A 13,244-nucleotide genomic window follows, 5' to 3' on the forward strand; every position below is an offset into this window, starting at 1 on the left:
GCCCAATTGGGCTGGCTTTTACTGTTTAAAATCAAAAATTATTACTTCAAAATCTTGATTTTAATATCTTTAAAATAGGCAACGCTTTTAGGGTCGTGTCCTTGTAAAGCGATTGTTCCAGAACTAAGCTTTTTCAAGCCACGATCTGCTGGCAGTGTTTCTGGCTCAGTGTAATCAACAGCTACCTTATCGTCAATTTTGATGATAATTCTTTTATCCTGCACAATGATATGGTACTCATACCATTCGTTATCCTTCGCTAAATTTTCCTTAACATCATTGATACCGTACAAGCTACCTGTCTTACGCCAGTCGCCATGTGTTTGGTTTACTTGAACCTCGTATCCTTTTTCTGGCCATCCTGACGCTTGATAAGCTGTATGAATAAATATACCAGAATTAGAGCCAGGTAAAGTTTTTGCTTTTAATTTCAGTTCGAAATTCTTGAAATCATGATTACCAACAGCACCTTCATAAAATAAGTGAGCTCTTTCGCCTGCCACTTTTATTGTTCCATCTTCAATTGTAAATGTAGAAGGATGTTCTTCATTTACATGCCAACCCGCAAAAGTTTTACCATCAAACAGAGAAACCCAGCCTTTTTCTTTCTTTTGAGAGAACGCTAAATTAATTGATAATAAAAAACATAGTAATAATGATAGTTTTTTCATGATTGAGTTAAGTTGAATTCCTTTTTGAGGAATGAATTTTATTTATAGTCGCTAATTTACGAATTCATTTGGTGAATAAACATTCAAAGTTACTGTATGAGTTTCTATAGGGTAAACATGTATTTATTGTGATTGGAAGTTTATACCCCAAATTTCTCTATTATTTTCATCCCGGTTTCGCTTATTAATCCCTAATATTCCTATATTTTCTTGGGTCTGTCAAACTTAATTTGCTATGCTAAAATCAGAGAGAAATTAGGCAAAAAAATACTTATATTTTTAGCGATTTTAAGGTAGAAATGATTCTTTAGGTCTTACTTTTGAGGAATCTTTTAATACATACAGCTTATGGAAAATGTAGAAATATTATCTCGGATTCAGTTCGCTTTCACTATCGCCTTTCATTATATCTATCCTCCTTTAAGTATTGGACTAGCCCTCGTGATGGTTTGTATGGAAGGCCTGTATTTAAAAACAGGTGATAAAGTTTATGAGCAATTAACACGCTTTTGGATTAAAATTTTTGCCCTAATTTTTGGTATTGGAGTAGCCACAGGTATTGTAATGGAGTTTGAATTTGGTACAAACTGGGCTTCATATTCACGTTATGTTGGTGATATTTTTGGTTCAGCTTTGGCAGCAGAAGGTATTTTTGCTTTTGCCCTAGAGTCTGGCTTTTTAGGCATTTTAATTTTTGGATGGAATAGAGTAAGTCCAGCGGTACATTTTTTTGCCACTATCATGGTTACCTTAGGCTCAATGTTTTCGGCTGTTTGGATTGTGGTTGCTAACTCTTGGCAACAAACCCCAGCGGGTTATCACATTGTAGGTGAAGGGCTAAAAGCAAGAGCAGAAATTACAGATTTTTGGGCAATGGTTTTTAATCCGTCTTCTGTGGATAGATTATCACACGTCTGGATAGGTTCTTTCTTAGCAGGTTCGTTTTTAGTACTAAGTGTTCATGCATATTATATTTATAAAGAACGCCATGTAGCGCTTTCTAAAAAAGCCTTTAAAATTGCGCTGACAGTAGCCACTGTTTCAGCATTAGCACAATTATTTACAGGACATCATTCGGCAGATGGGGTATCTAGAAACCAGCCTGCTAAATTAGCAGCTTTTGAAGGTCATTATGATAGTTCAGCCGTGGCAGACATGTATTTAATGGGTTATGTAGATACTAAAACCGAGCAAGTAACAGGGTTAAAAATCCCTAAAGGTTTAACTTTTTTACTTCATCAAGACTTCTCTACTCCCATAAAAGGCTTACGGGCCTTCCCTAAACAAGACCGACCGACAGCTGTAAATTTTGTATTCCAGACTTATCATCTAATGGTTTCAATAGGAATGACTCTGATTGCTCTTACTTTATTAGCCTCGTTTTTTTTGTATAAGGGTACTTTATTCAAGCAAAAATGGTTGATGTTAGTCTTTTCTTTTTCGGTACTGTTACCACAAATTGCCAATCAGGTAGGCTGGTATTCTGCCGAAGTAGGTCGCCAGCCGTGGGTAGTATATGGATTACTTAGAACCTCGGATGCCCTTTCAAAATCTGTTAAAGCTAATCAGGTATGGTTTTCACTAATTATGTTTACTGTTATTTACGTTTTGCTTTTTTGTCTCTTTATCTACCTTTTGAACAAAAAAATAAAACATGGCCCTGTTGAACATCATCACACTGATGAGATAATTCATTCATCTAAGCGTAACAATCCTATTTTAGATTAAGGGTTTTCTACAACTCTTTTAAACTCAACAACTTTAAACTCAAAAAGCTTATGGCTACTTTTTTAGGAATAGATTTGCCCACTTGGTGGTTTGCCGTCATTGGGGCAGTTTTTACTGGATATGCTATTTTGGATGGCTTTGATTTAGGTGCTGGCGCTATTCACTTACTATTTAAAAAAGAAGAAAGCAGAAGAATCGCCCTCAATGCCATTGGTCCTGTTTGGGATGGCAACGAAGTATGGCTAGTAATTGGTGGTGGTGCGTTGTTTGCAGGCTTTCCCGAAGTATATGCTACTTTATTTTCTGCATTCTATATTCCCTTCATGTTGTTTCTGATGGTATTGATTCTTCGGGCTATTGCCATTGAATTTAGGAGTAAAGAAGCAATGCTTTGGTGGAGACAAATGTGGGATATTGTTTATTCTCTTGCCAGTACGATGATTGCTTTTTTATTAGGTGTTGTATTGGGCAACCTTATTCAAGGTATTCCGATTGATGAAAATTTTGAATATCAAGGAGATTTTCTGCAACTACTAAATCCTTATGCTTTACTGACGGGTCTTACTACTTTGGCATCTTGTACGATGCACGGTTCTATTTATTTAGTGATGAAAACCGAAAGCAGACTTTATACAAAACTGTCTATTATGGTACGTGATACCAGTCGCTTTTTTGTGATTTGTTACATCATGCAAACAATGGTAACGTTGGTGTACTTCCCAAGCATGGCGGCTAAATTCAAAGCTCATCCTACGCTTTTTGCCGTACCTATGCTTACGGTTTTAATTATTATTAATACCCGTAGGTTATTAGAAAAAGGAAAATATATGTTGGCTTTTTTATCGTCGGCTTTTACGATGGCGTCACTTTTAGTAACAGTTGCTATCAACTTATTTCCTAAAATTATTCATTCGACTTTAGACCCAAAATACTCAATTACCATTTATAATGGAGCTTCTTCTGAAAAATCATTATCAATTATCTTGCTCTTTGCTGTCATTGGAGTACCCATCGTGGCAACCTATACATTTTTTGTATTCTGGACTTTTAAAGGAAAAGTAAAATTGGATGAGAGTTCTTATTAGTTATTGAGTGAGTTGTGAATGAGTGATTTAGTGAATATTTTACTTACTTCTTATAAACCCTACTCATGGCATGACTGATAGAAATTTGTGTATTCTCAAAATAGCTTTCAAGTCATGCCATGAGGAATATCGTAAAATATTAATTTGTCTAAATAATTTTAATTGTAGCAGTAATACTTGTGTTTAGCGCTACCGTTCGTTACAAAGTAATAAATTTTACACTTGTCATAGACAAACCACATAAATAATATGAAAAAAAATTTAATTGTAGTGATTTTATTATTTGGGATTACTATTTGTAATGGACAGGTTATTAGTAAAAAGGATAGTCTTTTAGTAATAAGAGCATTAGATAAAGTTTTCAAAAACTTTAAAAAACCAAACTTTGTAGAATTCCAGAAAATATCAACAAGGGTAATCTCATGTATTATATGTGAAGATGCAAAAAATTCAAACCTTGGAATTTATGACATAAAGAGAAAAGATTTTTTCAATAACCATCTAAAAGCTATCAAGAACTCTGAAAGTTGGGAAAGAGCATCAAAGTCTAAAGAAATAATACTTCATAGACAAAATAGTAAGCGTGTTGACATAATTGCTTTTTTAACAACTTGGAAACCTAATGAGTATGCCCTTGGACATGAAGGAGCCCAGTTAGGTATTTACTTTTTAAAGGTTGACGAGGAATTTAAGTTTTCTGGTGTGGAAACTATTCCATAAACATAATATAATAGTTCAGCCCTCAACTACACAACTTTATAATACAATAGTCAAACCTAAAAATCGTATGAGAAACAATATGCTTATTGGCATTTTCTTTAGTATTTTGTTCGCTTCTTGTGATACAAATAAAATAATAACTGGTCGGTATCGCTCTAATTTTGCTCAATGGGGATTTTTTAAGACTAATATTGTATTAAAGTCCGATAGCACATTTCATTATCAATTGTCGGGTGACTTAGAAAATACTGAACTTGAAGGAATTTACAAAACTCATAAAGATAAGCTCTATTTACGATTTTATAAACTTAAAGATGAGCCAGCAGATGCAATCAAAATTGTTGGGAAAGATACTATTGTTGATTTTGAAAAACTTTATAATACACATCCCTATGAATTAAAAAGAGAAAATGAAATTGAATATCACTTAAAGTTTAAAATCTTAAAAAATAAGTTACAATCATATCGTATTGATAATAACAAACTTGTTAAAAGAATTAAAACTTATTCAAGTAGAAAATATATTCTTTTTTGGAAAAAGAGTCATAGTAAGAAATATTTTTTAAAGAGAGTAGAAGTATAAAAATTCTTACATCGAAATTAAACTATTAGCAGAAATACCTAAATTTTGATGCAAATTTTTAATCATTTTAAGGCTTAGCTGTCTTTTACCATTCAATACTTCTGATACTCTATTTTCCCCTCCAAAATATTTAGCCACATCTTTTTGACTAAGCTGTAATTCAGCCATTCTGTATCTTATGGCTTCTATAGGATTTGGTTTGGGTAATGAATAGTTTTTCTTTTCATATTCACTTGCCAAAATAGTAACAGCCTCTAATATTTTTTCTTCTTCAGAACCTTCTGGACATTCTAATAGCAACTCAATAAGCTCATTTGCTTCAGCAAATTCTTGTTCATTAGTAATCGGCTTGATTTGAATTTTCGTTTCCATTATTTTTAAATATTTGAAATATCGTTTATTTCAGCCTTTGTTGGTGAAAACACAAATAAGGGCTGAAATATTTATTTACTAAGATTCCGTGTGAGTTGTAAACTCTTTTGTATTTAGTCCTGTTAAATTACTTTCAATAAAGCTTATTCCTTCTGCGGTCAACCTTCCAACCAATTCAAATGGTCCCCAGATTTGAAATTTTATAAAAATTTGATTGACAAAGTGACTATTTGAAAACTTTACTTGGTAGCCTGCTTTAAAGTGAGAAGCATCCATCAATATGTTATTGGGATACTCACTTGTTTCACCATGTGTTATCATTACACCTCTAAAGTCTGTGCTTCCATCATAATCATCATCCCAAACAACTGCTGGATGATATAGTCCTTTTCGCAAATTTTTTCTGGCAACTCTGTTATGTGGTAATAATATATCTCCTTTTGTAAACATTTTGTTTTAGCAGTTAAAGTAAAAAGTCTTAGAAATCAACTTACAAGAAACAGTAAGCTACAGATTTTATTTGATATTTTAGCCCTTGTTGGTGTTTTCACAACAACTCGAGCGTGAGCAACATACCCATGTGTAAATCAAAAAAACTAACTATCGAGTTGGTTAATTTCTGATACTACTCTTGTTGGAGATAACTCCAACAAGGGCTGAGAAATTCTTGTTCATTAGTAATCGGCTTGATTTGAATTTTCGTTTCCATCATTTTATATATTTGAAATGTCTTTTATCTTGTCATATTCCTTATGAGTCCCCAAAAATCTTACATAAACCGCAAAAAATTTGTACCTGACATAAGCAACTAACCTGTATTTGTCAAGAGCAATGTTAAAAACAATTCTCCCATTACCCACAATATCAGCGCCTTTGAAATCTTCTATTATTTGATTGGGGTTTTCATACGTGTTTTCCTCCATCTTCTCATACCAGATTTCCAATGAGGTTCTTGCATCAGGGTATTTATCCCAAAACTCTTTTAAGGTTTTATGTGAGTATATTCTCATAAGTACAAATATAACTAAATAGTTCCACAATTTGGGAAGTTTAAAGGTTTTTATGGCATGAAAATTACATATCAGCCCATAAAAGTCTTCGTTAATTTCCTGACTTTATCATCGCTCTAATTTGTACTTCTAATTCTTGGGCTTTGACTTGTGCATCTTCCAAAGGCAAACCTTTATTCATTTCTGGGCGACGGTGTCCAATGCTTGTAAGCCATGCATCTTTCATAATATTTTGGCGTTGTGTAACTAGCTTCATAAAAGCCTCTGGCTCAGTAATATTAGTGAGCGTTGCTTGAACTGTTGGTGCTTTGGCAACGTCTAAAGCTCCTAAATGCATTAAAATACTTTTTGCCATAATCCAATGCCCTGCTTCGCCTGGATGAATGCCATCATTTGCCAAAGTAAAATAGCTTTCAATGCCTAATCGTTGGTCTAATCTTCGATGTGCCTCTAATACTCTTTGCATAGGATAATGTACGTCTATCACTTCCCATTTTTCTTTTTTTACTTGACTTAACAACCAGTCGGAATAGGTATCTAACACGTCAGCATAACCAATCTTTTTACCTCTTGCTTCATCATATATAGGTGGTGTAAGGTGAATTATTTTTGCACCAGAAGCTACCACTTTATCGTGCAACCATTGAACCCCATCTTTGAATTTTTGAAAACGGACTAAATCCAACGGTAAATAAATTCCATCATTCATGCCATAAGAAGCAAATACTAAATCTGGCTTAGTCTGCGCTAATATCCTTGACAAACGTTCATGCAAGTCAGGACGAGGAAATCGACCATCCGCATGCCCATCTTCCGAAAGACCAGACACCGTCTCACTAGGTAAACCAACATTGATAAATTCTATTTTCTGATTAGGGAAATGTGCTATACAATACGCTTCAATATCATTTACATAAGAACCTGCATAGGTAATACTGTTACCTAAAAACAACACTTTTTTTACTTCTGGTTTGAACAAAGGTGTTACTTGTGCAAAAACTGTTGAACCTAATAAAATAAGAAATAAGAAGAAAACGCTTTTTTTCATAACTGAAATTATTTACTGAATCTCGAACTGATAAGTTCCTGCTGTTAATGTGTTAATTTTTAATTGTTTATGGGTATCCGACACTACTTTTTCTTCAACTGTATATTGTTTTTGAATATGCTGCGATTTGTTTACAGTAAGTAAAATCGTTGCTGTGGCATTCGCTGGAATAATAATATTATACAAAATTTTTGTGCCTACTCTTTTCCATGAAGAAACTATCTTCCCTTGTGGAGCATCATGTGAAGCTTCAAAATGATTAAGGTTTTCTACAAAATTAGGTGCCAAGATAATATTCTTAAACCCTGCTTGCGAGGCATCAGGTTTAATCCCTCCAATGCCTTTATACAACCATGCCCCGATTTCACCAAACATGATATGGTTCATTGAAATATCACTTTTAGCATCAATCGGCCAGTTTTCATAAAGGGTGGTTGCACCATTAGCAATCCACCAACCCCACGAAGGAAAGGTTTCTTGCGAGGCTACTTTGTAGGCTACATCAGCATATCCATTTTCACTTAAAGCATTCAAAATGGCTTTTGTACCCAACAAGCCTACATCTAAATGGTTATTGTCTGCTTCTACTCGCTTGGCTAAATTGGCGGCTACTTTCGCTTTCAATTCTTCTGGCACTAATCCCCAATATAGCGGAACACTCAATTCTGTTTGGACACCATTCCCATATATACCTGTTTCTTTGTTTAAATATTTATTGTTAAAAGCTGTTTTAATCTTATTCGCCAAAGCTGAATATCTTTCATAATCAGCTGTTTTACCAAATAGTTTTGCAGTTTTTGCTAAGATAGTAACATCTACAAAATAGTAAGCAGACGACGTTAATTCTACAGGTGTTTTAGATTTTACAGGCACCCAATCGCCCAAGCCCCAAGTCGTTAATCCAGTCGGACTGATAGATTCAATATGATTGACATAGCGTTTGAGGTTTTCATAATTATCTGCCAAAATCTTAGTATCACCATAAAACAAATAGATATTCCAAGGAATAATGGCGATAGTACTTGTCCAATCTGGTCCATTTCCCCATTCATAACCCCAACCATCTGTAGGAATAATAGAAGGTAAAACGCCATTGGCTTGCTGCTCGTCTCGGTGGTCGGCGAGCCATTTTTCATAAATCGTGATACCATCAAAATTATACAAGCCTGTTTCGCTTGCAATGTGGGCATCTCCCGTCCAACCGTTTTTTTCTCTTTGTGGGCAGTCGGTTGGATAACCAAATAGATTTGATAAATAAGCATTATTGGTAGCAGACCAAATTTTGTTAATCGTCGGGTTTGATGAATTTATCTTTCCCACCACTGGCACATCGCTATGCATAAAATATCCTACCAAACTTTCTTTTGTCAAGGCTATTGGCTGACTACTCGTTATTTCTACATATTGAAATCCTTTGTAATTAAAATGAGGCATAAAGCTTTCTTCACCTTTGCCCGATAACGTAATAATATCTACCTGAAAAGGGTCTTTATTATCAGTAGGGCGGTAATGCACATCAATATTCGACAAGTCGGCACGTCCATCAGGGTACAACCTTTCAGCATGTTTTAGACGTAAAACTGTTCCTACTTTTCCCGAAACCTTGATTTTACTTACTCCCGAAATGTTTCTGCCTAAATCAAAAACATAGGTGGTATCATTAATTTTATTCAAACTCTTAGTCGTAATTTCTTCTACATTTCTAATCGGTTGCAAGGCCTGAGCCACAATGTTATTAGAAGGTGCTGTTCTGAAAATAACATCTTTCCATTGTTTATCATCAAAATTAGCTTTGTTCCAATCTGGCTGCTCCAATCGGGCATCGTAATGTTCTGCGGTGTAAATACTATTGAAAATAATGGGACTCAAAGATGTTTTCCAGTCTTTGCCTGAAGCTATTACTTCGCTAGTACCATCGTCATACTTTACCCGAATATCCATACAAAAGGTTGGTCGTCCACGCCAAGGCGCTTCGTGAAAATACCAAACTGCTGTAGATTGATGATTGTACCAACCATTTCCCAAGAGTACACCAATAGCATTTTTACCCGACTGCAATAGCTTCGTTACATCATGCGTAACATACAAAGTACGTCTATCAAAACGCGTGTACATAGGGTCTAAGCGATGATTGCTGATTTTTTCACCATTGATATATAACTCGTACAAGCCCGCCACCGCAATATATGCACGAGCCGAAACGATTTTCTTATTTGCATGAAAGGTCTTTCTAAAATAGGGAGCAGGCTTAGTATTTACATCCCTTGAATCGCTAATCCAAGCACCTTGCCAGTTGCTCATATTCATCATCCCTGTTTCAAAACTAGCGATTTCAGAACTGGTTTGTTGAGTGTCCTTATCCCAAGTAATTACACGCCAATAGTATTTTGTAAAGGCTTGCAGAGGTTTGCCCTGATAACTTACTAAAGTTTGTGAAACACTCTTTTTGTCAGTATTCCAGTCTTTGCCAATGCCTTTTGTTAAAGCCAATGAATCAGTATTCACTAAGATTTGGTAAGCTGTCTGTTTTGCTCCTTGTCGGGCATCAATCAAATGCCAAGTAAAGCGTGGTGAGGTGGCATCAATCCCCAACGGATTAACCAAATATTCACATTGCAAGGCGGTAACTTTGCAAGGTGTATTAGCAAAAATGGATTGACTAAGCAATAAGCAATTCAAGAAAAGGAATAGACGAAAAGGTATTAGTTTGTGGCTCATGGTTTTGGTTAAGAATGCTCTGAATTAAAGAGCGGAAATTACGGAGTAAATCTGGATAAACTATTCTCGTTTGTGGGTTAGGCTCAACTTGGATTACTAAACGACTTATCTTTTAGTTATTATTTTATTGAAAAAAAACGTCGAGTTTTTTTATGGAAAAATAAGGTTGTACTTTAGGAGTATACATATCTCATATTAACAAATAAGCTCTCATTCTATGACAACCAAAATATTTATATCATCCATTTTAGTTTTGATACTTACATCTTGCAATAATACTAGTCAACAGGACAATGCTAAATCAAATGAAACTCCAAAAGCTTTAGAGGACAACAGTTCATCTGACATCCTTCTTTCAAAAAGCCGAAGTGAAAGCTTATTGGAAAATCTTTACAGTGAACTTATAAACAAAAATACTGATTTGAAGACCTTTGAAGACAAACTTGAGCAAGTAAATAATAGCAAAAGAGATTCAATATATTTGTTTAATAATTTTAATGAAAAAAATATACAGTATTATGATGAAGCTAAAGATTACACATCAGAAATTCAAGATTCATTGTTGAGAGATAAAATGAGAAAGCTGATTGCGGGTAATTTAAAAAAATACAATTCCTCAATTACAAAGCACAACAAATTACTAAAAACAATAGAGAGCAATAATTTAACAATCTCTGATATTCATACTGCTTTAAAAATAGTAAAGACATTACCGTTGATGGAAAAATATCAAAGAGACAATTTACCAAAGACAAAATCACTTGAAAGTTATATTAAACAACAAAATGAAATAATACGCCAAGCTGAATTGCTCATAAAAAAATAAGTGTTTGTCTAGTCTTTGTTGGAGTTTGTTCTTCAACAATACTGAACCCAAGCTGTTTCAAGGCTTATTTAACTTGGAACGACAAATACAATTCAGTCTGATACTGAATTGTATATTTACCACAAAGTCTGAGACTTCGTGGAGCTAAGAATAAGAACTTCTAAAATTTTAATAATATCACTCCATGAATTTTGAAAAATTAGTTCCTAATATTTTTTATGTTGACATTAATGATGGACTGACATTATTTGTCGACTGTTTAGGGTTTACTATAGGTCACAATGAAATAAAATCCTTCAATCCATTTTGTGTACTAGAAAAAGATGGTTTACGCATAAATCTTTTTGAAAATGCAGTACTTGCAAAGGAACATAACCCTGAATTTCGATTAGTCACAAAGAATATTGAGGAAGTTTATGAGAAAGTTTCTAATTCTCATCCTCAATTCCTTCATCCAAACCTGAAAGTAATTACGCTTCGTCCATGGGGTGCTAAGGAATTTGCTTTGATGGATAAACAATTGGGGGTTATCATTCAAGAGTGGTAAAATAACTATATAATGTCTTATTTACCAAGCTGTTTCAAGTCTTATTTAACTTGGAACGAAAAATAAATTTCCGTCTGATACTACGAGGAGCTAAGAGTAAAACCCGTTTTTCATTAACACCGTTTATTATTCAAAAATAATCTTACATGAAAAGAATTGCGATATTTATTTCCATTTTCATAATATGTTCTTGCCAAGCAAAACATGATAATCTCATACCTAATACGGATGTTAAATTGATTTCGTCCGACTTCACAAAATGGTGGACTTATTATAACTCGGATACACAGCTCTCTTCCGATTTTACGGCTTATGATGAAGCCTCTCACAAGATTGATAAGCTTACTTTTCTAACAAAACTTACTGAAGGGAAACATATACCTGTAAGGCTAAAAGCAGAAAACCCAAGTGATGAAGTCCGTTTTCAATTATTTAACATAAATAGCAGTTCAGATGATATTAGCAATACCATTAAAAATGTAGCATCAACTGAACTTGCATATTTTAAGCTAGAAGGCAGTGCATTTCCAAGCTATGATTTTATTTCTTTAGACAATAAAAAGGTTTCGTCTAAAAGTAATAAAGGGAAATATGTCATAGTAAAAACATGGTTCTTACATTGCAAAGCATGCATTAAAGAATTCCCTTTACTTAATAACCTAACTAAACAGTATGCTAATCGTGACGATATTTCGTTTATTAGCTTTGCTTATGACGATAATAAAAAATTAAAGACCTTTTTAGCTACAAAACCCTTGAACTATAGTAATGTAAAAGTACCACAAGAATATATTGAGGACACCTTAGGCTTCAATATCTATCCAACCCATATAATTATAGACAAATACGGAAAAATCGTTAGGATTTTCAACCAAGCTGATAAAATGGAAGCATTTCTTCAAAAGTATTTAACCAAACAACATCTCCTTAATTCCCTCAATGATGATTTGAAATAATGATTGAAAGAGACAGAATATCCTGATTTAGTTCATCAATTGTAGAACGCAACTGATTAATCATACTTTCAAGTTGTTGTAGGTCTTCTACTGTATATAGCCCTCCTTCGCCGAAAAACAGTTTCAAGTCTGCCTGATTTATTTCTCCATCATCCATTAAAATATGTTGCCATCTTGTTTTAATATTGTAGGCCAAAGAGTTTGTTTTAGCATTACTCATTTGCTTATCAGTCAATAACTTCCAGATAAAAGGTGATAAATTTTTATCATTATTTGATTCCTCCCAAATGTTTTTAAGCAGGTTTCGATGATGATAAAATTCTACTTTTTTCCCTTTAGGGTTAATTGTGATAATACCTACACCAGCCCCTATTAAGCCAGCGCCAACGCTGATGGTTTTGTTCAGATTATCAGATTCGATAAAAGAAGTAACTCCCGCACTTACTGCACCAAGAATTACAGAACCAACTAACAAACGATTTGTCCTTTTTGAGTTATAATCATCCAAATAATCAAGTATTTGATGACTTCGAACACTTTCACAAAGTAATTCAGAAGAAATAGCCTCTAAATCTAACCTTGCAAGCTGAATTTTAGCGTTTATCTGATCTTTCTTTTCTAATAAGGTAAGCCTTACGCCATCATTTGAAGTTTTTTTAATAGTAAGATAATCATGAAGATCATTTAAAATTCCTAGCGATTTAGCAACGGCATAATTGTTTTCAGTAAGATTAGAATTAATAAAATCCTGAGAGGTTAAATCTGATGCCTCTTCAAAAATTGCATAGTTAATCTTATAATTGGGCGTACAAAAGCTATTCTTTAGGGCATTCACTTGAGGGTTCCTCAAAATTTTTGATGAGGAACAAGACCAAAAAAGTATAGAAGTTATTAGTAAGAGGGTACACTTTTTCATTTATATTCAGGAGCAGTTAATAAAATATCCCTTGTTATTTTATAATCGTAATATATGAAATATT

The 13,244-nt window shown here is 34.0% G+C and carries 14 protein-coding genes; 7 read left to right on the top strand and 7 right to left on the bottom strand.

What is annotated here, in order from left to right:
- Positions 1–41: 41 nt before the first annotated feature.
- Complete coding sequence (locus tag AC07XN_RS05055; protein ID WP_309917250.1) at positions 42–671, bottom strand: 3-keto-disaccharide hydrolase; 630 nt, start codon at positions 669–671, stop codon at positions 42–44.
- Positions 672–1,019: 348 nt separating this feature from the next.
- Here AC07XN_RS05055 and AC07XN_RS05060 point away from each other — a divergent pair, with 348 nt between their 5' ends.
- The 4 genes from AC07XN_RS05060 (at position 1,020) to AC07XN_RS05075 (ending at position 4,787) form a co-directional block, all read left to right on the top strand.
- The gene (locus tag AC07XN_RS05060) at positions 1,020–2,399 is read left to right on the top strand and encodes a cytochrome ubiquinol oxidase subunit I (protein ID WP_494742249.1); all 1,380 of its coding nucleotides are present in this window, start codon (positions 1,020–1,022) and stop codon (positions 2,397–2,399) included.
- A gap of 50 nt (positions 2,400–2,449) precedes the next feature.
- Positions 2,450–3,484 (top strand): cytochrome d ubiquinol oxidase subunit II, encoded by a 1,035-nt coding sequence (gene cydB / locus AC07XN_RS05065; RefSeq protein WP_323250546.1) that lies wholly within the window; start codon positions 2,450–2,452, stop codon positions 3,482–3,484.
- A 249-nt stretch (positions 3,485–3,733) separates the two neighbouring features.
- Positions 3,734–4,204 (top strand): hypothetical protein, encoded by a 471-nt coding sequence (locus tag AC07XN_RS05070; protein WP_494742250.1) that lies wholly within the window; start codon positions 3,734–3,736, stop codon positions 4,202–4,204.
- A gap of 67 nt (positions 4,205–4,271) precedes the next feature.
- Positions 4,272–4,787 carry a hypothetical protein gene (locus tag AC07XN_RS05075; protein WP_494742251.1) on the top strand — a complete coding sequence of 172 codons (516 nt, stop codon included), beginning with the start codon at positions 4,272–4,274 and terminating at the stop codon, positions 4,785–4,787.
- Positions 4,788–4,793: 6 nt separating this feature from the next.
- Here AC07XN_RS05075 and AC07XN_RS05080 read toward each other — a convergent pair whose 3' ends face one another.
- The 5 genes from AC07XN_RS05080 to AC07XN_RS05100 all read right to left on the bottom strand — a co-directional run bounded on the left by AC07XN_RS05080 (position 4,794) and on the right by AC07XN_RS05100 (position 9,935).
- On the bottom strand, positions 4,794–5,159 hold the full coding sequence (locus tag AC07XN_RS05080; protein ID WP_309917236.1) for a helix-turn-helix domain-containing protein: 366 nt from the start codon (positions 5,157–5,159) through the stop codon (positions 4,794–4,796).
- A 78-nt stretch (positions 5,160–5,237) separates the two neighbouring features.
- Positions 5,238–5,609 carry a hypothetical protein gene (locus AC07XN_RS05085; protein WP_494742252.1) on the bottom strand — a complete coding sequence of 124 codons (372 nt, stop codon included), beginning with the start codon at positions 5,607–5,609 and terminating at the stop codon, positions 5,238–5,240.
- A gap of 263 nt (positions 5,610–5,872) precedes the next feature.
- Positions 5,873–6,169, bottom strand: a complete 297-nt coding sequence (locus AC07XN_RS05090) for a type II toxin-antitoxin system HigB family toxin (RefSeq protein ID WP_494742253.1) — start codon at positions 6,167–6,169, stop codon at positions 5,873–5,875.
- A 91-nt stretch (positions 6,170–6,260) separates the two neighbouring features.
- Positions 6,261–7,217 (bottom strand): SGNH/GDSL hydrolase family protein, encoded by a 957-nt coding sequence (locus AC07XN_RS05095; protein WP_494742254.1) that lies wholly within the window; start codon positions 7,215–7,217, stop codon positions 6,261–6,263.
- Positions 7,218–7,229: 12 nt separating this feature from the next.
- Positions 7,230–9,935, bottom strand: coding sequence for an alpha-L-rhamnosidase (locus AC07XN_RS05100; RefSeq protein ID WP_494742255.1), 2,706 nt, complete (start codon positions 9,933–9,935; stop codon positions 7,230–7,232).
- Between the two features lie 217 nt (positions 9,936–10,152).
- On the opposite strand from AC07XN_RS05100, the gene AC07XN_RS05105 reads away from it, so the two are divergent.
- From AC07XN_RS05105 to AC07XN_RS05115, 3 genes are all read left to right on the top strand, one after another.
- Positions 10,153–10,761 (top strand): hypothetical protein, encoded by a 609-nt coding sequence (locus AC07XN_RS05105; protein WP_309917222.1) that lies wholly within the window; start codon positions 10,153–10,155, stop codon positions 10,759–10,761.
- Positions 10,762–10,945: 184 nt separating this feature from the next.
- Complete coding sequence (locus AC07XN_RS05110; RefSeq protein ID WP_494742256.1) at positions 10,946–11,308, top strand: VOC family protein; 363 nt, start codon at positions 10,946–10,948, stop codon at positions 11,306–11,308.
- A gap of 146 nt (positions 11,309–11,454) precedes the next feature.
- Positions 11,455–12,264: a TlpA family protein disulfide reductase gene (locus AC07XN_RS05115; RefSeq protein ID WP_494742257.1), complete on the top strand. Its 810-nt coding sequence runs from the start codon at positions 11,455–11,457 to the stop codon at positions 12,262–12,264.
- Here AC07XN_RS05115 and AC07XN_RS05120 read toward each other — a convergent pair.
- On the bottom strand, positions 12,245–13,114 hold the full coding sequence (locus AC07XN_RS05120) for a hypothetical protein (protein WP_494742258.1): 870 nt from the start codon (positions 13,112–13,114) through the stop codon (positions 12,245–12,247). The genes AC07XN_RS05115 and AC07XN_RS05120 overlap by 20 nt on opposite strands.
- Between the last annotated feature and the right edge of the window lie 130 nt (positions 13,115–13,244).

The sequence above is a fragment of the Arcicella sp. GW458-12-2-14-TSB2 genome, assembly GCF_059423785.1.

Coding starts and splice junctions, on each gene's coding strand:
- AC07XN_RS05060 (WP_494742249.1), top strand. CDS start 1,020: ATGGAAAATGTAGAAATATTATCTCGGATTCAGTTCGCTTTCACTATC.
- AC07XN_RS05110 (WP_494742256.1), top strand. CDS start 10,946: ATGAATTTTGAAAAATTAGTTCCTAATATTTTTTATGTTGACATTAAT.
- AC07XN_RS05090 (WP_494742253.1), bottom strand. CDS start 6,169: ATGAGAATATACTCACATAAAACCTTAAAAGAGTTTTGGGATAAATAC.
- AC07XN_RS05095 (WP_494742254.1), bottom strand. CDS start 7,217: ATGAAAAAAAGCGTTTTCTTCTTATTTCTTATTTTATTAGGTTCAACA.
- AC07XN_RS05080 (WP_309917236.1), bottom strand. CDS start 5,159: ATGGAAACGAAAATTCAAATCAAGCCGATTACTAATGAACAAGAATTT.
- AC07XN_RS05070 (WP_494742250.1), top strand. CDS start 3,734: ATGAAAAAAAATTTAATTGTAGTGATTTTATTATTTGGGATTACTATT.
- cydB (WP_323250546.1), top strand. CDS start 2,450: ATGGCTACTTTTTTAGGAATAGATTTGCCCACTTGGTGGTTTGCCGTC.
- AC07XN_RS05115 (WP_494742257.1), top strand. CDS start 11,455: ATGAAAAGAATTGCGATATTTATTTCCATTTTCATAATATGTTCTTGC.
- AC07XN_RS05085 (WP_494742252.1), bottom strand. CDS start 5,609: ATGTTTACAAAAGGAGATATATTATTACCACATAACAGAGTTGCCAGA.
- AC07XN_RS05075 (WP_494742251.1), top strand. CDS start 4,272: ATGAGAAACAATATGCTTATTGGCATTTTCTTTAGTATTTTGTTCGCT.
- AC07XN_RS05105 (WP_309917222.1), top strand. CDS start 10,153: ATGACAACCAAAATATTTATATCATCCATTTTAGTTTTGATACTTACA.
- AC07XN_RS05100 (WP_494742255.1), bottom strand. CDS start 9,935: ATGAGCCACAAACTAATACCTTTTCGTCTATTCCTTTTCTTGAATTGC.
- AC07XN_RS05055 (WP_309917250.1), bottom strand. CDS start 671: ATGAAAAAACTATCATTATTACTATGTTTTTTATTATCAATTAATTTA.